Annotated in this window: 19 protein-coding genes and 3 pseudogenes; 17 read left to right on the top strand and 5 right to left on the bottom strand. The window is 62.8% G+C overall.

Translation table 11 applies throughout. The annotated features are described in order from the left end of the window. Window positions 1–47: 47 nt before the first annotated feature. From AC07M7_RS11500 to AC07M7_RS11440, 13 genes are all read left to right on the top strand, one after another. The gene (locus tag AC07M7_RS11500; protein WP_046983847.1) at window positions 48–1,241 is read left to right on the top strand and encodes a tetratricopeptide repeat protein; all 1,194 of its coding nucleotides are present in this window, start codon (window positions 48–50) and stop codon (window positions 1,239–1,241) included. A gap of 143 nt (window positions 1,242–1,384) precedes the next feature. Then, window positions 1,385–2,053, top strand: coding sequence for an energy transducer TonB (locus tag AC07M7_RS11495; RefSeq protein ID WP_012509602.1), 669 nt, complete (start codon window positions 1,385–1,387; stop codon window positions 2,051–2,053). 95 nt (window positions 2,054–2,148) lie between these two features. Beyond that, on the top strand, window positions 2,149–2,910 hold the full coding sequence (gene exbB / locus AC07M7_RS11490) for a TonB-system energizer ExbB (RefSeq protein WP_004132614.1): 762 nt from the start codon (window positions 2,149–2,151) through the stop codon (window positions 2,908–2,910). Window positions 2,911–2,970: 60 nt separating this feature from the next. Further along, window positions 2,971–3,396: an ExbD/TolR family protein gene (locus AC07M7_RS11485; protein ID WP_012509603.1), complete on the top strand. Its 426-nt coding sequence runs from the start codon at window positions 2,971–2,973 to the stop codon at window positions 3,394–3,396. A gap of 3 nt (window positions 3,397–3,399) precedes the next feature. Continuing rightward, window positions 3,400–3,813, top strand: a complete 414-nt coding sequence (locus tag AC07M7_RS11480; protein WP_004132666.1) for an ExbD/TolR family protein — start codon at window positions 3,400–3,402, stop codon at window positions 3,811–3,813. 150 nt (window positions 3,814–3,963) lie between these two features. Next, a complete protein-coding gene (cls, locus tag AC07M7_RS11475; protein WP_495207427.1) occupies window positions 3,964–5,424 on the top strand; it encodes a cardiolipin synthase in 1,461 nt (486 codons plus the stop codon). 40 nt (window positions 5,425–5,464) lie between these two features. Beyond that, complete coding sequence (locus AC07M7_RS11470) at window positions 5,465–5,734, top strand: hypothetical protein (protein ID WP_241877569.1); 270 nt, start codon at window positions 5,465–5,467, stop codon at window positions 5,732–5,734. 9 nt (window positions 5,735–5,743) lie between these two features. Then, complete coding sequence (locus AC07M7_RS11465; protein ID WP_495207426.1) at window positions 5,744–6,487, top strand: pyridoxine 5'-phosphate synthase; 744 nt, start codon at window positions 5,744–5,746, stop codon at window positions 6,485–6,487. A gap of 142 nt (window positions 6,488–6,629) precedes the next feature. Beyond that, entirely contained in the window at window positions 6,630–7,721 is a 1,092-nt protein-coding gene (locus tag AC07M7_RS11460) for a PA0069 family radical SAM protein (protein WP_495207425.1), read from the top strand. A gap of 252 nt (window positions 7,722–7,973) precedes the next feature. Then, the gene (locus tag AC07M7_RS11455; protein ID WP_241877585.1) at window positions 7,974–8,270 is read left to right on the top strand and encodes a hypothetical protein; all 297 of its coding nucleotides are present in this window, start codon (window positions 7,974–7,976) and stop codon (window positions 8,268–8,270) included. 948 nt (window positions 8,271–9,218) lie between these two features. After that, window positions 9,219–9,812, top strand: coding sequence for a hypothetical protein (locus AC07M7_RS11450; protein WP_495207424.1), 594 nt, complete (start codon window positions 9,219–9,221; stop codon window positions 9,810–9,812). A 205-nt stretch (window positions 9,813–10,017) separates the two neighbouring features. Continuing rightward, window positions 10,018–10,308, top strand: a complete 291-nt coding sequence (locus tag AC07M7_RS11445) for a hypothetical protein (protein WP_100447254.1) — start codon at window positions 10,018–10,020, stop codon at window positions 10,306–10,308. Then, window positions 10,305–10,775: a hypothetical protein gene (locus AC07M7_RS11440; protein ID WP_495207423.1), complete on the top strand. Its 471-nt coding sequence runs from the start codon at window positions 10,305–10,307 to the stop codon at window positions 10,773–10,775. The genes AC07M7_RS11445 and AC07M7_RS11440 overlap by 4 nt, the downstream gene beginning before the upstream one ends. 62 nt (window positions 10,776–10,837) lie before the next feature. On the opposite strand, the pseudogene AC07M7_RS11435 reads toward AC07M7_RS11440, so the two are convergent. Then, window positions 10,838–11,014, bottom strand: a pseudogene (locus tag AC07M7_RS11435) (2OG-Fe(II) oxygenase); the annotation flags it as partial. A gap of 39 nt (window positions 11,015–11,053) precedes the next feature. Between AC07M7_RS11435 and AC07M7_RS11430 the strand changes: the two are divergent. After that, window positions 11,054–11,440, top strand: a pseudogene (locus AC07M7_RS11430) (RHS repeat-associated core domain-containing protein); the annotation flags it as partial. A 1,166-nt stretch (window positions 11,441–12,606) separates the two neighbouring features. On the opposite strand, the pseudogene AC07M7_RS11425 reads toward AC07M7_RS11430, so the two are convergent. Beyond that, a pseudogene (locus AC07M7_RS11425) lies at window positions 12,607–12,749 on the bottom strand (2OG-Fe(II) oxygenase); the annotation flags it as partial. Between the two features lie 30 nt (window positions 12,750–12,779). On the opposite strand from AC07M7_RS11425, the gene AC07M7_RS11420 reads away from it, so the two are divergent. Together AC07M7_RS11420 and AC07M7_RS11415 are read left to right on the top strand one after the other, a co-directional pair. Further along, a complete protein-coding gene (locus AC07M7_RS11420; protein WP_495207422.1) occupies window positions 12,780–12,944 on the top strand; it encodes a hypothetical protein in 165 nt (54 codons plus the stop codon). A gap of 170 nt (window positions 12,945–13,114) precedes the next feature. Next, on the top strand, window positions 13,115–13,711 hold the full coding sequence (locus tag AC07M7_RS11415; RefSeq protein ID WP_495207421.1) for a hypothetical protein: 597 nt from the start codon (window positions 13,115–13,117) through the stop codon (window positions 13,709–13,711). A 97-nt stretch (window positions 13,712–13,808) separates the two neighbouring features. On the opposite strand, the gene AC07M7_RS11410 is transcribed toward AC07M7_RS11415, so the two are convergent. The 3 genes from AC07M7_RS11410 to AC07M7_RS11400 all read right to left on the bottom strand — a co-directional run bounded on the left by AC07M7_RS11410 (window position 13,809) and on the right by AC07M7_RS11400 (window position 17,187). Beyond that, on the bottom strand, window positions 13,809–14,519 hold the full coding sequence (locus tag AC07M7_RS11410; RefSeq protein ID WP_046987680.1) for a 2OG-Fe(II) oxygenase: 711 nt from the start codon (window positions 14,517–14,519) through the stop codon (window positions 13,809–13,811). A 107-nt stretch (window positions 14,520–14,626) separates the two neighbouring features. Further along, window positions 14,627–15,643 carry a class 1 fructose-bisphosphatase gene (locus AC07M7_RS11405; RefSeq protein ID WP_337302982.1) on the bottom strand — a complete coding sequence of 339 codons (1,017 nt, stop codon included), beginning with the start codon at window positions 15,641–15,643 and terminating at the stop codon, window positions 14,627–14,629. Between the two features lie 341 nt (window positions 15,644–15,984). Next, entirely contained in the window at window positions 15,985–17,187 is a 1,203-nt protein-coding gene (locus tag AC07M7_RS11400) for an amino acid aminotransferase (protein ID WP_495207420.1), read from the bottom strand. A 171-nt stretch (window positions 17,188–17,358) separates the two neighbouring features. On the opposite strand from AC07M7_RS11400, the gene AC07M7_RS11395 reads away from it, so the two are divergent. Next, the gene (locus AC07M7_RS11395) at window positions 17,359–19,449 is read left to right on the top strand and encodes a TonB-dependent receptor family protein (protein ID WP_495207419.1); all 2,091 of its coding nucleotides are present in this window, start codon (window positions 17,359–17,361) and stop codon (window positions 19,447–19,449) included. The last annotated feature ends 1 nt before the right edge of the window (window position 19,450 follow it).

Raw genomic sequence — 19,450 nt, 5'->3', positions numbered from 1 at the left:
TGACAGTCCGACTTTGCCGCTAACCGGCGGTTCGATCGAGGTGAACGATGATTTTCCGTAACCACAAAGCAGTGCTTTCCGTCCTCGTCGCGACCGCCCTGACCGGCGCCGTGGTCACCGATGCCTTCGCGCAGTCCTCGCGTTCCTCCGAGCGCGGCAACCGCGGTGGCAGCAGCAAGCAGGCCAAGGCCGAGGCGCTGTACCCGAACGCGACCCGCCAGGAGCCGTCGGTCAAGGCCTCGGCCAAGATGGGCAGCAAGCTGCAGAAAATGATCGACAGCTACAACAAGGAAAAGTTCCCGGAGACCCGTACCCAGGCCGACGCAATCCTGGCTGACAGCGCCGCGAACGAGTACGACAAGTCGCTGGCCGCGCAGCTGGCCTCGCAGGCCGCCTACCAGACCGACGACACCCCGGCTGCCGTCGCCTACCTGAAGCAGGTCCTGCAGTTCAACGGCCTGGACAACAACGGCCACTTCCAGTCGATGCTGATGCTCGGCCAGCTGGAGCTGCAGGAAGACAAGACCGCCGAAGGGCTGGCGACCCTGGACAAGTACTTCGCCGAGAGCAAGTCCACCAAGCCGGAAGAACTGATTGCCAAGGGCCAGGCGCTGTACCAGCTGGAGCGCTACCAGGAAGCGATCCCGGTGCTGAAGCAGGCCATCGCCGGCTCCGCCGAGCCGAAGGACAACTGGAACCAGCTGCTGATGGCGGCCCTGTCCGAAGCCGGCCAGTCCGGCGAAGCGGTCAAGGAAGCCGAGGCGCTGGCCGCCAAGAATCCGAATGACAAGAAGGCCCAGCTGAACCTGGCCAACATGTACATGCAGGCCGATCAGATGGACAAGGCTGCCACGGTGATGGACAAGCTGCGCAGCAGCGGCCAGCTCACCGAAGAGCGCGAGTACAAGCAGCTGTACTCGATCTATGCCAATACCGAGCACAAGGAAAAGGACGTCATCGCGGTCATCAACGAAGGGTTGCAGAAGGGCATCCTGAAGCCGGACTACCAGGTCTACCTGGCGCTGGCCCAGTCCTACTACTACTCCGACCAGGTGCCGCAGGCGATCGATGCGTGGCAGAAGGCCGCCCCGCTTTCCAAGGACGGTGAGACCTACCTGAACCTGGCACGCGTCCTGCATGCCGAAGGTCGCGTCCCCGAGGCCAGGCAGGCCGCCCAGCAGGCGCTGGCGAAGGGCGTGAAGAACCAGGCTGATGCCAAGAAAATCATCAACCTGAAGTAAGTAGGAATAACGCCTGAATGCCTGCACAGTTGATGCGCAGGCGCTCAGGATTGGTATAAGCTTGGAGGTTCCTGCGGTGTCATGCACCGCTGATCAGGGATTCCGCCCCCGGCATCCCGGCCCCACTATTGAGCTCTTGGCGCATGACGGAACAACTAGTCGTTCACCGGTACGAACAACCCGATGACAAGGGGCTGAGCTGGCCTCGCATCGTCGGCATCGCGTTTGTAATTGCCCTGCATCTGGCCGCCTTCATGATGCTCCTCATCCCCGCCGTGGCTCCCAAGGCCGTGGCTGAGAAGGAGCGTAACGTCATGGTGACCATCGTAGACGCGCCGCCGCCGCCACCCCCGCCGCCGCCGCCGCCGCCGCCGACGGATACTCCGCCGCCGCCGGTGAAGAACCTGTCGCCGCCGAAGCCGTCGCCGGTTCCGCCGCCGCCGCAGGCGCCGGTCGTGGACGTGCCGGAGCCGCGCCCAAGCGACATCGTCACCCCGCCGTCGCCGCCGTCGCCGCCGGCTCCGCCGACCTCGATCGAGGCCAGCGTGGACATCTCGTCGAAGGCCATGAACCCGCCGCGCTACCCGCCGGCAGCCTTCCGCGCTGGTATCCAGGGCGAAGTGATCCTGATCATTGATGTCGATGCCAGCGGCAACGTCACCAATGTCACGGTGGAAAAGTCCAGCCGTAACCGCGACCTGGACCGTGCTGCGATGGAAGCTGCCCGGAAGTGGCGTTTCAACGCCGCCGAAGCTGGCGGTAAGAAGGCTGCTGGCCGCGTCCGCGTCCCGGTCAACTTTGCACTGAACTGATGCGGCCCGGGTGGCCAGCTGGCCACCCTCGCCCCTGGTTCGATTGTTTAGCTTAGCTACACCCTTTATCACCACACACAACAAAGGTAAGCGTCATGCTGCAGGAAATTTTCATCGCCGCTGCTGCCGGGGGCAATCCGTCCAACGCCCTGTCGCAGATGGGCTTCGAGCATCTGATCCACGAAATGACCACCAAGCCGGGTGATTTCGCGGTCTCCTGGGTCGTGCTGCTGACCCTGGTCGTGATGTCGGCCATGTCCTGGTACTGGACCGTCATCAACATCTTCCGTGCTACCCGCCTGAAGAGCGCCGCTGATCGCGTCGTCAGCCTGTTCTGGGATACCCCGAACGCGCAGGACGCCATCCGTGCGATGGAAGAGCAGCCGGCTTCGGAGCCGTTCTCGAAGATCGCTCTGGACGCTGCCCAGGCAGCTGCCCACCACCAGCGCGCTGAAGGCGGCGCCACCGGTGGCGTGGGTGAGAACCTGAGCCGCTCGGAGTTCGTCGACCGCGCCCTGCGCCAGGCCGTGACCCGCGAAAGCAACAAGCTGCAGTCGGGCATGACCCTGCTGGCCACCGTCGGTGCGACCGCTCCGTTCGTCGGTCTGCTGGGTACCGTGTGGGGCATCTACGGCGCGCTGATCAAGATCGGTGCCACCGGCTCCGCTTCGATCGACGCCGTTGCCGGCCCGGTGGGTGAAGCGCTGATCATGACCGCGATCGGTCTGTTCGTCGCGATCCCGGCCGTGTTCGCCTTCAACTTCTTCAGCAAGATCAACAGCGCGACCATCAGCAAGTTCGATACCTTCGCGCACGACCTGCACGACTTCTTCGCCACCGGTTCGCGCGTCCGCTAATTGCGACGCGCTGTACCTGCGACGAAGTAAGTAGTCACCAAGATCTAGACGGAGCCCGTTATGGCTTTCAGTAGTGGTAACAGCGGCGGCCCCATGGCCGACATCAACGTTACGCCCCTCGTGGACGTGATGCTGGTGCTGCTGATCATCTTCATCATCACGGCGCCCCTGATGTCCCACAAGGTCAAGGTGGATCTGCCGGAGGCCAACCTGGTCCAGAAGCCGGACGACACCAACGATCGCAAGGGTCCCATCACCCTGGCAGTCAAGGAAGATGGCTCGATCTACTGGAACGACGAAGAAATCAACAAGCAGACTCTCGAGTCGCGCTTGGCGACCGCCGCCCAGCAGACCCCGCAGCCGCCGCTGAACCTGCGTGGTGACCGCACCACCAAGATGCGCGTCATCAACGAGATGACCAAGATCGCGCAGGAACAGGGCATGCTGGACGTCGGCTTCGTTGCGACCAAAGAAAAGGGGCAATAAGCCATGGCATTCAGTAGTGGTGGTGGCAAGGGCCCCATGGCAGACATCAACGTCACGCCCCTCGTGGACGTGATGCTGGTGCTGCTGATCATCTTCATCGTGACCGCGCCGATCATGACGTACCCGATCGCCGTGGACCTGCCGCAGCGCGTGCTCAACCCACCGCCGCAGCTGGTCGAACCGCCGCCGCCGATCGAGTTGAAGATCGACGCCAGCAACCAGGTCTCGTGGAACAACAGCCCGATCAATGCGAGCGAGCTGCAGCAGCGGATGGAGCAGGAGGTCCAGCGTGACCCGACCAACCAGCCGGAACTGCGCATCGACGCCAGCCCGGATTCCGAGTACGACGTGATGGCCAAGGTCCTGGCCGCCGCGAAGAACGCTCAGATGAAGAAGATCGGTTTTGTGCAGCAGTAAACGCAATACCGCAATACAACAGTCATGACGCGACTGCAGATGCCCCTGGAAACAGGGGCGTCTTTTTTTTTGTCCGTCGGGGTCAGATCCCTTTTCCACAGAAAAGGGATCTGACCCCATCAGGCTGCACGCGCCCGTTATGATCGGCGGATGCTCGCCCTCTTCGACTCCCTGCGCCACTGGCTGGATGGCATCGCCCACCTCGGCACGATCCTGGCGGTGGCCTATCTGCTGTACCTGTTCGCGCTGGCGGGCTGGATCATGCTGCAGAAGCGCGAGCCGGTCGCCACGCTGAGCTGGATCCTGTCGCTGGCGCTGCTGCCGTACCTCGGCCTCTTCATCTACTACCTGCTGGGCCCGCAGAAGGTGAAGCGGCAGCGCCTGCGTCGTGGGCGTGCGCGCTCGGGCATGGAGCATTACAGCGACGTCTGCCCGCCCGATGCCGACTGCACCGAGCTGGCCAAGATCGCGCAGGCCACCACCGGGCTGGCACCGAGCAGTGCCACCGAAGTGACCTGGCTGGTGGACGGCGCAGCCACCTACGCCGCGCTGCTTGAAGCTGTCGCGCAGGCACGCGATCACGTGCATCTGGAGTACTACATCTTCAACCCGGACCATGCCGGCACCGCGCTGCGCGACGCGCTGGTGGAACGTGCGCGGGCCGGCGTGCAGGTGCGCCTGCTGCTCGATGCGGTGGGCTCATCCGCCCTGCCGCGGCGCTTCCTGCAACCCCTGCTCGATGCCGGTGGCGAAGCGATCTGGTTCCACCCACGGCAGCTGTTGAAGCCGTTCAAGCGCCCATGGTTGAACCTGCGTACCCATCGCAAGCTGGTGATCGTCGATGGCCGCCTGGCCTTCACCGGTGGCATCAACATCACCGACGACGAGGACGAAAGCCGCAGGACCGATGCATACCGTGATCTGCACATGCGCATCCGTGGCCACGTGGTGCGAAGCCTGCAGCTGGTGTTCGCCGAGGACTGGCTGTATGCCAGTGGACAGGATCCATCGCGGATGGATATCGCGCGCCTGTGGCCAGCCGACATGCCCCTGCGGGGCGATGGCCCGATCAACGCCCAGGTACTGGTGTCCGGCCCGGATTCGGGCTGGGAGACCATCCATCGCCTGCACGTGGCGGCCATCCAGGAAGCGCACGAACGGGTATGGCTGGTCACGCCCTACTTCGTCCCGGGCGAAGCGGCGCGGATGGCGTTGACCTCGGCCGCGCTGGGCGGGTTGGACGTGCGCCTGCTGGTACCGAAGATGAGCGACTCCTGGTTCGTCACCCAGGCCGCGCGCTCCTACTTCGACGAACTGCTGCACGCCGGGGTGAAGATCTACGAGTACGGACCGCGCATGCTGCATACCAAGGCCTTCATCGCCGATGACGATGTCTGCATCGTCGGCAGCGCCAATTTCGACCACCGCAGCTTCCGGCTGAATTTCGAGCTGTCGATGATGATCAGCGATCGCGACCGTGTCGCTGCCCTGGCCGAGCTGCTGCAGGGCGAATTCGACCGTGCCACCCGGGTGAATGACCAGGCCGGCCGTTCGCTGTGGCTGCACCGCCTGCCCGAGGCCTTCGCACGGCTGGCCTCGCCGCTGCTCTGACGCAGCGCTACACTGCGGCGATCATCCGGGGAGTCCGACTATGTACTGGTTGTACCTGCTGCTGGCGCTGGGCTGTTTCGCCTTCGCCCTGAAGACGCCCAATGCCGGGTTGATGACCCTGTGCCTGCTGGCCGCCCTCGCCTTCCTGCTGGCCTGGGTACGCGGTCGCTACGTGGCCCGCTTTGGCGATTTGCAGCGCGACCCCGCTACCCTGGTCGATGCCGAGGAACTGCGCCGCCTGCGCGAACAGGCGCAGGCCCGTCGCAATGCCGCCCCCGAAGAACACGATCCGTCCCCTCTTTCCAAGTAGTTCCGTTCCATGACCCAGCTCAGCGTCAACGTCAACAAGATCGCCGTCCTGCGCAACTCGCGCGGCGGTGCCGAACCGGACGTGGTGCGTGCCGCCCAGGCCTGCCTGGATGCCGGCGCGCATGGCATCACTGTGCACCCGCGGCCGGACCGTCGCCACATCACCGCCGAGGATGTGCTGGCCCTGTCCACGCTGACCCGTGCCCGTGGCGTCGAATTCAACATCGAAGGCAACCCGTTTGCACCGCCCCGCGAGGGCTACCCCGGCCTGCTGCCCTTGTGCGCGCAGACCCGCCCGGCGCAGGCCACCCTGGTACCGGATGGCGACGGCCAGATCACTTCCGATCATGGCTTCGACTTCGAGCGCGATGCCGAGCGCCTGCGCCCGCTGGTGGGCGAGCTGAAGGCGATGGGCTGCCGGGTCAGCCTGTTCGTCGATGCCGGCAACCCGTTGCTGGAGCAGGCGGCCGAGGTCGGTGCCGACCGCATCGAGCTGTATACCGGGCCCTACGCCGAAGCGCATGCGGCCGGCGATGCCGATGCGATGCTGGCGCTGTTCGCCACCGCTGCTCGTCGAGCGCAGGCCGTCGGCCTGGGCGTCAATGCTGGGCACGATCTGTCGCAGGACAACCTGCGCGATTTTCTGGCCAACGTGCCGGACGTGCTGGAGGTGTCGATCGGCCACGCGCTGATCGGTGAGGCCCTGTACGACGGGCTGGATGCCACCGTGCGTGGGTATCTGGCACTGCTTTGATGCATTGCAGCCGAGCGTAGGCTCGCCTCTACAAGGTCCCAGCATCAACTGTAGAGCCGAGCCCATGCTCGGCTCAGCACAGTCCTGAACCCTTCAGGCGCCCGTCGCAGCCATTGAGACGGCCGCAGCCTACGCTTCCGCAATGGGTATTGCGATCAGGGGCCGAGGTTCCACGTCCCACCTTGCCGGGCGCTTTGAAAGCACCGTCAGCGAGGCGGTGGACGACGGCTGGGCGGTCGACGAGAGCGAAGAATTCCTTGCTCCGCGCCTGCGTACCGAAGTGCGTGCCGAAACCGCGCGCAGCATCATCACCCGCAACAACTCACCGGACGTTGGCTTCAGCCAATCGGTCAATCCGTATCGCGGCTGCGAGCACGGTTGCTCGTACTGCTTTGCACGTCCCTCGCATGCCTATCTGAACCTGTCGCCGGGCCTGGACTTCGAAACCAAGCTGTTCGCTAAGACCAATGCGCCGCAACTGCTGCGCAAGGAACTTTCGAAACCGGGCTACGTGCCGCAACCGATTGCGCTGGGCATCAACACCGATGCGTACCAACCGATCGAGCGCAAGTTCAAACTGACCCGCCAGCTGATTGAAGTGATGCTGGAGACGAAGCATCCATTCTCGCTGATCACCAAGAACGCGCTGGTCGAGCGCGATATCGATCTGCTTGAGCCGCTGGCGGCGGAGAACCTGGTCAGCGTGCACTTCTCGGTGACCTCGCTGGATCCGCATCTTTCCGCAAAGCTGGAGCCACGTGCGTCTGCACCGCACGCACGGCTGCGCGCGATGAAGCGCCTGCATGAGGCAGGTATTCCGGTTGGGGTGATGGTGGCGCCGGTGATTCCGTGGATCAACGACAGCGAACTGGAAGCCGTACTGGAGGCCGCACACGACGCCGGCGCCAGCACCGCTGGCTACGTGCTGCTGCGTCTGCCGCTGGAAGTAGCACCGCTGTTCCGCGACTGGCTGGATACCCATCATCCCGATCGCGCTGCACACGTGATGAGCACCATCCAGCAGCTGCGCGGCGGCAAGGACTACGACAGCCAGTTCGGCACTCGCATGCGTGGCCAGGGCGTATATGCCGATCTGTTGAACAACCGCTTCAAGCTGGCACGCAAGCGACTGGGTTTCAATGCGCAGAACAGCCATTGGCCGAAGCTGGATTGCAGCCGGTTCCAGAAGCCGCTGCCGCCGCGCAAGGAATCGCCGCAGGGCTCGTTGTTCTGAGGCAGCGCTGTGTCGGAAGGACGCCATCGCGTTCCGTGAGACGCACTGCGCACTGTTCAATCTGTCGGATATCGGACTACCATTCTCTCCCTGAACGCGCTGCGCTTGCGCGGGGGGACGTGGATTGAAGAGAGGCTCAGTCCCTCAAGGATCGCCTGCGATGACAGGCTGAGGAGTGCGGCGAATGGACAAGTTGCTTCTTGCCACAATGGTAGCCCTGTTGCTGGCCAGTTGCAGCACCGTGGGGGGGACATGATCATCCGTGTTTCAGGGACAGTGCCGGCATCCTCAGTCATCGCCGAGCGCCAGGACACATGCCAGCTGCAGATGGTCTCCATCGAGACCGGGGAACATCTGAATACCAGGGAAGTTGAGGGTGAGTTCTCCTTGACGATGATGGTTGTCTCAGGCCCTGCGCCGACACACTACTTCTTTGTTGCCGACTGCAGCGATGGTCGCAGGTTGAACTCCAAGAAAATCAGCATCAGCAGTCGCCGCTCACAGAGCAGGACCTTCAATCTTGGAACGCTCAGTGAAGGCGACCTCTGACGCTTCGAACCGTCGTTCTGGATCATCTCCAGGTGCAGTGGAAGATGGAAATGCACCTGATCAGCACCGCAATGATCGACTGGGACAGCAGCGTTGTATGCGCGCGATCATGGGGACATTCAGAGCCTTGATGCCGCTGCTCATTGCGATGGTGCTGAGTGTCTGCGCCTTCCTGCCAACAAGAACAAGCAGTAAGTTCTATGTCGCAGCTGCGGACTCAGGTCGTGACGGATGCTCAACGGTTGCCTACAGGGAGCTGGCGTTGGCCTGCGGAGGGCCACTGCGGCGCCCGTGCATTCAATAGGCACATCAAGGCGGTGTGGCTTCCGGTTGAACGCTTGCCTGCGTGGGAGGGTGTCCCGGGCAAGGGGGACTCAATCATCGAGGAGAGTCTACCGCCGGCGTGAGGGAGCAATGCCGGCGAAGCCTGTGTGGTCGCCGCAGCTTACGCACTTCAGCCTGTAGAGATCCATATGCTCCCGGCGGAGTTGTAGAGGTTGCAACCGTCCGCTACGGTAGCAGGGGGAGCGATTCGGTCGACTATAGGATGACCGGTCAATCGCGGAAGCTTGCCGTGGGGAAGTCGAGGCAAAAGGGTGAATAAAGAACAGTTGAGAACGATGGCTCTTCCAGTCGGACGAGCCCTCTGCGTCGGTGCGGTGGTCTATTTCTACAGCAGAGCATCGTCCCTGTATCGCCTCGTCAGAGAGTGCCTCGATCATGTGGACGACACCCCTGCGTTCGAGTACTGCAAGGGATACCCGGATTCCATCCAGTTCCAGCTTATCGGTATGACGATCGCGTTCTTCATGCTCCTTCTGATAAGTCACAGGATGGGAGCTTCCAATACGAACAGACCCGGGCGAACCTCCGCGTAACCACGTGGCGACAGGTGAATCTTCTCCAACCTCTGGCAGACAGCTTTCAATATGGAGCTCGAATCCAAGAATGAAGTTGTCGGTCAAAATACTCTGCTTCCTCATTCCTCTTGTGTTCGGTACGCAGCCTGCACAGGCGGAGAAAGTGCATGAATGCATCGTCGTTCCGCAGGCCACGGTCGTCACTGACATGCCGGCTGGCCTGGACGAGTTCGAACAACGACTATGGGCGGCAAGTACAAGTCAGAGAGTGCGCAAGGGCGCGGACACCCTTCTTCTGCTGCGCCTCTTTTCGGAGTCGCCGGGCGTGATCGATTCCCAGCAGTACACCAAGATCACAGGCAGCCTGAAGCGAAACACGCCTTCGACGGAAGGGACGCCGGAGGTAGTGGATGCGCGCTTGACAAGTGGCGGCGCGGGCTTCGCGCACAAGGGAGACTTCTGGCTGTCCGATTCAGCGGACGTCGAACTACATCAGCCGCACAAGGGCGATAGTCGGTTCGAAGTCAAAGTGTCGGCTGTTGAGTGGAACAGCTATCGAAAAGAAGACCGTTCCTTTTATCTCCAGTTCACCTGTCAACTCAAGGAAATCCCTGTCGAGAAGCTCAGTGCCTGGCAAGGAGGCAACGACGATCTCTGGGGATCCTTTGGACCTGCCAGATAACGGTGCGACCTCGGCACATACCCGGCAGCTATTGATCAGGCGGCGTGGATCGGGCCAGCTTGAGAGCTCGTCTTGCTATGCCAACACGATGGAAACGACATGGAACAACTACGAGAGCCGGAGATGGAAGAACTCAAGTCGTGGACGCAGAACAGATCTGCCTGCTGGTTAGGGGCAATGTATCCGGAACAACGCGATAGCTGAAATGAAGATCATCTACTGGCTGGGTATCGCGTTCCTGTGGATGCTCCCATTGAATTTTCTTCTGCTGACGGCGGCCAAGTTGCTGTCAGCGGATGCGCTAGGCATCGAAGAGCTCGTCGGCCTCGGCATGGCCGTATTTGGTGGGGTAGCGGGAGGGATCCTGTATCGCCGTCGTCCTCGCAAGCGCACCGATCAGCCGAGCATCAATGCTTCGGTTCTCGGGACAAAGACGATTGAACCCTTGCGGGATTCAAGTTGCGGCGAACAACGGCAGTCGGGGAATGGGCCATGAAAAAGGTACCGTTGCGCCATCTGCTTCTATGCGCTGTCGTTGCTGCCTTGATAGGAGGGAATTACCTTTCAATGTTCGGATCCATCGGAGGTGGCGATTGGACCGGAAAGCCAACAGAAGCAGAACTGCGCGCTGCTACCGAGACTTTTGAACTCCCTTCAGGGATCCGTCCTACGAACGTGAGGTTCCTACCGAAGGTCACATTCATGGGTGTCGTTTTCGACGCCGAACTCGAATCTGATCCGGAGCAGAGCGCTGCCTTCTTCATCAAACAAGCTGCAGAGAAGCACTGGCGACTGCAGAAAGACAAACGGCAGCGCCATTACCGATTGATGGTCTTCTGCGAGGATCGCCTGGCGCACTCGGTAGAGCTGACGACAAGAGGCAGTACGGTGAAGCTCTATGGAGGAACCTATTGGGACTCGGACAGGGACGGTGACTACTACTGCTCTACGAGCACCCGGTAATCCACCGAAGGAACAACGAGCTTCCATGGATACTGGCTCCAATGGGGAGGGGCACGGTGACCTCACCCACCCCCAAACAACTTCTGCGCACTCTGGATCAGGTTCCAGCTGGTCGCGATGAACTTGTCTCCACCTTGTGGCCGATTGCCACGATGCGTATGAGTAAACGCAGTCGGCGCGATCAGCAGACTGCCGGTGCGCGGCGCGACCTTCCGGTCCTGCTACAGGAACTCGGTTTCCCTGGACATTACTACGATGGCGAGAGCGGGCTCTGGTACAACGGCTTCCGCGACTACGACGCGACTGCGGGGCGGTATGTGCAGAGTGATCCGATTGGGTTGGTGGGAGGCATGAACACTTACTCCTACGTATCAGGCAACCCAGTAAGTTATATCGACCCTCTTGGATTGACTCAGGCTGACATTGATTGCCTCTATGCTCGTGCAAAAAGCGTCGAGCGTGACCTGAAGTTCCTAAAAAGTGATCTGACTGTCAAAGATCTCGGTGGCGATGTCGCTTGGGTTTACAATCATCTTGCAAGGAGGCTAACCCTCGACGACCGGTATCTTAAAGTACTCACTCCGGCGGATATGCTGGATCTGTACGACACCATTGTTCATGAACTAGGACACAAGACGGTTGGCATCAAGTCCGGCTTGGGATAGGCCAATGAGGGGCCACATGCGCAGATCTACAGGGATGCGGCGGCACGCACAGAGAGGCAGAAGGAATGGATCAGCGGAGGCGTTGTGATTGTACTCAGTAGATTGCACGCGCAATCCATTGTGTTGGCGATGCTGGCTTGGCTTCCGATGACAGCAGCCGCAGCGGATCGATCTGCGTTCTTTGTGAGCCATGCGTCATCGATTGAAGACAAGTGTCTTGAAGTTGATACGAGAAGCTTGCCCTTCTCGTGCCACAGAATTTCCGATGGCGCGCAAACCGTAGTCGCTGTGAGGGAGTTCAAGCGTGCCTGGAATGCCGACAGGTCGAGTTTCTCAAAGCTGACGGTAGTACTTCCTGGAGTGCTCCGCGCTGGGCAAATCCTCGCTATTGGAGATGAGGGAGTACGTGTTTTCTTCAGCAAGGGTGCGAGTGCTTTTGCAGGTAAGAGTGGCTGTTACAGTACAGCCGCTTCCGGCCAGATCATCGTCGACGCAGTCGAGCGGAATTGGATTGAGGTTTCGTTGGAGACGACTTTCACACTCGCAAGCCCTCTGGATTGGCCGGAAGACTGTGACGCTCCTGTCAGCATCCATCGTGCAATCAAGGCCGACAGCGCGGACATCGCCGAACTGCGAGCGTGGGAGGGGAGACCGGGTGGCGACGATTCTCCTTTTGAAGAGGCGAATCCCCCCAAAAGGTAATTGGAGTCAGGCTGATAGCTTCCGTCGTAGTCGCTGCTCCGACCCCTACATCAAGGACATCTGGACAACGGCATTTCAGCTTGACCATCCGGACCGCGCCGCACGGAGCCGTCATGTGCGCCGCCGGGCGGAGGTCCCCGGTCCACCAGGCGATCGAGAGGAAGACTCGTACGCGATGCAGCAGCTGTGGTGTGGAGGTTGTCTCGGAACGGTGTCAGGTGGTGTACGCCATCTGGTACGTGCTCACGATGACTGATGTGACACCCGCGGGATAAGTTCCTCTTGTAGGCGTCCTGACCGCGCGATGGCTCTGGGTGTCGCTGAGCTGATCGCGGAAGTGATCCCCATTGGGTACCCGCCATGTGCTTCCATTCGCGGAACGCCAAGCTGCCCACCGTGCGGGAGCGACCGGAGCGATATGGGCGGAAGTAGATTGCGTAGCGTCGAGCAGACCGGACGTTCACCCCCCAAAACAACTTCTGCGCGCTCTGGAACAGGGTCCAGCTGGTCGCGATGAACTTGTCCCCGTCCTGCGGCCGGTTGCCACGATGGTTGGGGGGAATGCAGTCGGCGCGGTCAGCAGGCTGCCGGTGCGCGGCGCGATTTCCGCGACTACGACGCGAGCGCGGGGCGGTATGTGCAGAGTGATCCGATTGGGTTGGCGGGAGGGATGAACACTTACTCCCATCTATCGGGGAACCCTATGCGATACGTCGAGCCCCATGGACTTACCCAGGCCGATATCGATTGCCTTTACGCGTTGGCAAAGAAGAGTGAAGTAGATCTGATGTTTCCAACTTGACCAAAGATTGATGAGTTCGCTGTATGACACTATCGTTCATGAGGTTCTTCACCCGAACTGGGGGCTGCGCGGAGCATTTGGAAAAGGCCATGAGAAATTGGCCAGGGAGGCAAACATTCGAACTGAACGAGCCAGTATTCCTGGGGAGTGCACCTGTGCAAATTAGGTGGTTGACTACGCTTGCTCTGGTCCTGGCCTGCAGTGCGTGCGCATCGCTTCCTGGCAACCAGAAGGTCAGTGCCTTCTATGTCTCCAACGCCAACTCTGATGTGGCGGGCTGTGATACGACTGACTTCAGGGAGGTTGCCCTTGCCTGTCACCGGATTGTTGATGGAAACAATGTAGTGGTGGCTTTGCGTGAATACACAGCGCCTGAAGTCGAAAACGAAAGGTACAAGAAGCTGACGTTGATCCTTCGCTCGAATCTGGCTGAAGGCGATGTGCTTGATTTGCCAAGCAGTGAAGGCAGGGCGGTCTACAGCACTGGCCTTAGCTTGAGACCCGGCAGCACTGGATGCTACGGAAAGGCTGTTTCCGGTAGCGTCGAGATCCTCAAGAAGTCCGCCGATCTGATGCGGGTCCGCATCAACGCACGCTTTGATCTCGATAGCCCAGCGGGCTGGAAGGACCACTGCAAGATGCGCGAGTTCAGTTACGAATTGAATGCCATTCAGAGATCGCTGGGTCAGCTGGACGCATGGGAGGGAGTGCCAGCACCTGGGGATTCTCTTATCAGCGAGGGCAGCCCGGGTAGCGGTCTGCCTTAGGGGATAGCACCAACCGCTCGCGCCACGGCACAGGGTCTGGCCGGCGTGCTCCATGATTCAAGCGTGGGCGCTGAGATCATCGAGTGACCAGCTTGTATCACCCACCCCCAAACAACTTCTGCGCGCTCTGGAACAGGATCCAGCTGGTCGCGATGAACTTGTCGCCGCCCTGCGGCCTGTTGCCACGATGGGTATGAGTGAACGCAGTCGGCGCAATCAGCAGACTGCCGGTGCGCGGCGCGATCTTCCGCCCCTGGAACAGGAACTCGGTTTCGCCCTCTTCGAAGTCGTCGTTAAGGTACAGCGTCCACAGCACATGCCGGTGCAGGGTCTCGGCCTGCGCGTCCTTCGGGTACAGCTCGCAGTGCCAGTACGGGTAGCCGCCCTCGCCTGCCGCATACCACTGCAGGTTGATCGCGCCCGGGCGCAGGCAGGTGCGGGCCAGATCGGCCAGCTGCTGCGGCGGCATGTCGGGGAAGTCCTCGGCAGACAGGCGTCGCGGTTGGCCGTTGCTGTCCTGGATCTGCAACATCAGCGGTGCGATCAACGCCTGTGGATAACGGCGTAGATAAGTCAGCAGGCCATTGAACACTGCGATCTGCAGCTGCTGATCGACATCCTGCCAGCCGTCCAGCCCACTGATGCGCAGATCCTTGCTGTGCTTGAGTTCCGGGAACACGCCACTGCCTACGGCACCGGGCTGCAGGCCACGCGTGGCGCGCAGGCGCTCAACGATCGCCGCGCAGACCTCGCTGGGGACGGCGTTGTGGATGACTTCGATGAAATCGACCGGGCCCTGCTCGTGCATGCGTGCATTCCTTAGGCGGCAATGGCTTGATGGTGCCGTTTGCCGCCCTCGGTGTCACCCCACGGTCATGTCATCGTTCTGCCATGACCGTTGTCGGGAGACTTGCCTCAGCCCTGCGCGTCGTCGTGCGCGTGGTGGTAGCGCACGGCTTCGGCCACTTCCTCGCGCGAACCGAGGAACACCGGCACGCGCTGGTGCAGCTGGTCGGGCTGGATGTCGAGGATGCGCTCGCGGCCGGTCCAGGCGGCGCCGCCGGCCTGCTCTACCAGCAAACCCATCGGGTTGGCTTCGTACATCAGCCGCAGCTTGCCGGCCTTGGACGGATCCTTCTTGTCCCACGGGTAGATGAAGATGCCGCCGCGGGTCAGGATGCGATGCACGTCGGCGACCATGCTGGCGATCCAGCGCATGTTGAAGTTCTTGCCGCGCGCGCCTTCCTTGCCCGCCAGCAGATCGCCGACGTACGCCTGCATCGGCGCTTCCCAGTGACGCTGGTTGGACATGTTGATGGCGAATTCCTGGGTGGCCGCCGGAATCTGCATGTTCTCGGTGGTCAGCACGAACTCACCCTTCTCGCGATCCAGGGTGAAGGCGTGGGTGCCGTGGCCGACAGTCAGCACCAGCTGCGTGCTCGGCCCATAGATGCAGTAGCCGGCGGCGATCTGCTTGCTGCCTTGCTGCAGGAACGCGTCATCGCCCGGCAGTTCGACATTGGTCGGGCAGCGCAGCACCGAGAAGATGGTGCCGACGGAAACGTTGACGTCGATGTTGGAGCTGCCATCGAGGGGATCGAACAGCAGCAAGAAGTCGCCACGCGGATAGATGTCCGGCACCGGCTGGCTGTGGTCCATTTCTTCCGAAGCACAAGCGGCGAGATGACCGCCCCAGGCGTTGGCTTCGAGCAGGATCTCGTTGCTGATGACGTCCAGCTTCTTCTGCGCTTCGCCCTGCACGTTGCCGGTACCGGCGTCGCCGAGCACGCCACCGAGGGCGCCCTTGCTGACGGCAATGGAGATGCTGGTGCAGGCGCGGGCGACGACCGCGATCAGCTGGCGCAGGTCGGCGTTGATGCGGCCGGCGTGCTGTTCCTGGATCAGGAAGCGGGTCAACGAAGTACGGGACATGAGCGGGCAGGTCTCGGCAGCGGGAAAACGCCTATTGTCGCCCGTATGGCGGGGCCGTGCGTGAGCGCGGGAAGGCGTAATCGTTTCCAGATGCGTTGCGCTCGTGGCGCCTTCCTTTTGTCGAGGCTCGTGGGAGGGGGAGGCGATGCAGGACACGCTGCAAGTACGTCCATGTAAGCTCGATGGCGCCATCCATGGCGCCAACGGTCCTGCATCGCCTCCCCCTCCCACGCGCTTCAGGGTTCGCCGCGAGCGCGGTGGGTGTGGCAAAGGCAGGGGCAAATGCAAAAAAACAAAGGCGCCTTTCGGCGCCTTTGTTTTCAAGCACGTGCAACGTTTTTTCAGCTCTTGGCGACGGTGGCCACGGCCTTGGCGACGTATTCCAGGTTGTTCTGGTTCAGCGCGGCCACGCAGATGCGGCCGGTGCCGACGGCGTAGATGCCGAACTCGTCGCGCAGGCGCTCGACCTGCTCACGGCTCAGGCCGGAGTAGGAGAACATGCCGGCCTGTTCGTTGATGAAACCGAACTGCGGCGCACCGGCGGCGGCCAGCTTCTCGACCAGGCCCTGGCGCAGGGCATGGATGCGCTCGCGCATCTCGGTCAGCTCCTGCTCCCACATCGCGCGCAGTTCCGGGTTGGTCAGCACGCCTGCCACCAGCGCGGCACCATGGGTGGACGGGCTGGAGTAGATGGTGCGGATCACGCGCTTGACCTGCGACTGCACGGCCTTGGCGTCAGCAGCGGTCGGCGCCACCATCGACAACGCACCCACGCGCTCGCCGTACAGCGAGAACGACTTGGAGTACGAGTTGGCGACGATGAAGCTGTCGATGCCGGCTTCGGCGATGATGCGAACGGCGGCGCCGTCCTGCTCGATGCCCTTGTCGAAGCCCTGGTAGGCCATGTCGATGAAGGGGAACAGTTGCTTGTCCTTCAGCAGCTGCGCGACCTGCTTCCACTGGCTGACGGTGAGGTCGGCGCCGGTGGGGTTATGGCAGCAGGCGTGCAGCAGCACCACGGTGCCGGCTTCCAGCTTGCCGAGGTCGGCCAGCAGGCCATCGAAGTTCACGCCATGAGTGGTCGGGTCGAAGTAGGTGTAATCCACCACTTCGAAACCGGCCGCACTGAACACCGCGCGATGGTTTTCCCAGCTCGGGTTGCTCAGTGCAACGGTGGCGTGCGGCAGCAGCTTCTTCAGCACATCGGCGCCGACACGCAGCGCACCGCTGCCACCGACGGTCTGTGCGGTGGTGACGCGGCCGGCGGCCAGCAGCGGCGAGTCCTTGCCGAACACCAGCTCACGCGTCGCCTGCGTGTACGCCGGCAGGCCATCGATCGGCAGGTAGCCGCGCGGTTTGGCCTCGTTGGCGAGCTGCTGCTCGATCTGCTTGACGGCGCGCAGCAGCGGAATGCGGCCGCTCTCGTCGTAGTAGATGCCCACACCCAGGTTGACCTTGGTCGGGCGGCTGTCGGCGTTGTACGCCTCGGTCAGGCCCAGGATCGGGTCGCCTGGGACCAGTTCCACGTTTGCAAAGAAGGACACGGCGGTACTCGTTCGGTAGACGGAAAGGGGGAGGAATTGCGCCACGCGGTCTGCGGCTTTTCGGCCGGAAACAGCCCATCGTAACAAAGCCTGCCGGGGCTGGCCGCCGCCATCGTCATCCGTGTCCCCGTACCATGGCGTGCGTTGCCGCCCGATCCATCAACCTGAATCATGAATCCCGCCGCACGACGCCACTGCCTGCCGTTGTCCGCCCTGCTGCTGTCGCCACTGGCGGCCATGGCCGAGCCTGCGCCCACCGCCCTGCCCGCCGTGCAGGTGCAGGCGGCGCGGGTGCCGGGTATCGACCCGTTCGCGCTGCCGGCCAGCCAGGACACGGTCTGGATCGACACCGGCCGGGCGGGCAACAGCGTGCAGTTGTCCGAGGCACTGGCCGGGGTGCCGGGACTGCTGGCGCGCGACCGGCAGAACTTCGCCCAGGACACGCAGCTGTCGATCCGAGGCTTCGGCGCGCGCTCGACCTTCGGTGTGCGCGGGGTGCGGGTGTTGATCGACGGGGTGCCCGCGACCATGCCCGATGGCCAGGGCCAGCTGTCGCATGCCAGCCTGCTGGGTGCCGAACGCATCGAGGTGCTGCGCGGGCCGTTCTCGGCGCTGTACGGCAACTCCTCCGGCGGCGTGCTGCAGGTGTGGAGCGCGCAGGGCCAGGCTGGCGACCCGTGGCGGTTGCGCCTCAACTCGGGTGCCGACAACACGCTCAGCGTCGGCACGCAGCTGAAGGGAGCCAGCCACGGGCTGGACTACAACATCGCCGCCAATCACTTCCGCACCGATGGCTGGCGCGAACACAGCCGCGCGCGCCGCGAATCACTCACTGCGCGCATTGGCGGCGATCTGGGCGGTGGGCGACTGGAGCTGCTGCTCAACGCGCTGGATGCGCCGGACGCACAGGATCCACTGGGCCTGACCCGCGCGCAGGTCGCTGCGGATCCACGGCAGGCTACTGCGGTGGCGCACCAGTACAACACCCGCAAATCGGTGCGCCAGCAGCAGGCTGGGTTGCGTTGGACCCGCGAAACCGACACTCAACGCTGGCAGCTGATGGGCTATGCCGGGCAGCGTGAGGTCACCCAGTACCTGCCGATTCCGCCGACCGCACAGGCCAACCCGTTGCATGCGGGCGGCGTGATCGATCTGGACGCAGGCTATGGCGGGCTGGACGCGCGCTGGGGCTGGCACGGCGATCTCGCCGGCCGCCCGTTGGATCTGGTGGCCGGGCTCAGCGCCGACCGCCAGCGCCAGCACCGTACCGGCTACGAGAACTTCATCGGCAGCACCCTGGGCGTGCGTGGGCGCCTGCGCCGAGACCAGATCGACACCGTGCAGAACGTCGACCAGTTCGCCCAGGCCTGGTGGCAGTGGAGCCCACGCTGGTCGCTGCTGGCCGGGCTGCGCCACAGCGCGGTGCGTTTCGAATCCGATGACCGCTACGTCACCGGGCGCAATCCGGACGACAGCGGCCGCCGCCGCTACCAAGCAACCACGCCGGTGGCAGGGGTCAGCTTCGAGGCCAGCCCGCAGTGGCGGCTTCACGCCGCCGTGGGGCGGGGCTTCGAGACGCCTACCTTCAACGAGCTGGGTTATCGCGCCGACGGCCAGGCGGGATTGGCGCTGGATCTGGCGGCCGCGCGCAGCCGCAATCTGGAGATTGGCAGCAAGTGGCGCGCACAGGATGGAACCCAGCTCGATATCAGCCTGTTCCGCGCAGATACCGACGATGAGCTGGCAGTTGCCAGCAATATCGGAGGACGCAGCACCTATCGCAACATCGGCCGCACCCGTCGCCAGGGCGTGGAGCTGCAGTACCGACAGCCGCTGGCCGAACAGCTGGAACTGCAGCTGGCCTGGACCTGGCTGCAGGCGCAGGTGCGCTCGCCGTACCTGACCTCGAACACCGGCGTCGCAGTGGGTAGCCGTCTGCCCGGCGTGCCACGCCAGCAGGCCTTCGCCCGCCTGCAGTGGAGCCCCGCCGACTGGCAGTGGGCGCTGGAGGCCTCGGCCAGCACCGATACCGTGGTCAATGACGTGGCTACGGCGCGCGCGCCCGGTTTCGCTCTGCTGCACCTGGAAGGCGGGCGCCGATGGACCCTGCCGGGCGGTGAACTGCGTGCCTTCGCGCGGTTGGAGAACGTGCTGGACCAGGCCTACATCGGCTCGGTGATCGTCAATGACGGCAATGGCCGCTTCTACGAGCCGGGACCGGGACGGCGGGCCAGCCTCGGGCTGCAGTGGTCGTGGCGGTGAC

This window comes from Stenotrophomonas sp. GW821-FHT09E08 (assembly GCF_059416125.1).
Note: the sequence above shows the minus strand (reverse complement) of the source record. Positions and strands in the feature narration are given on the sequence as shown.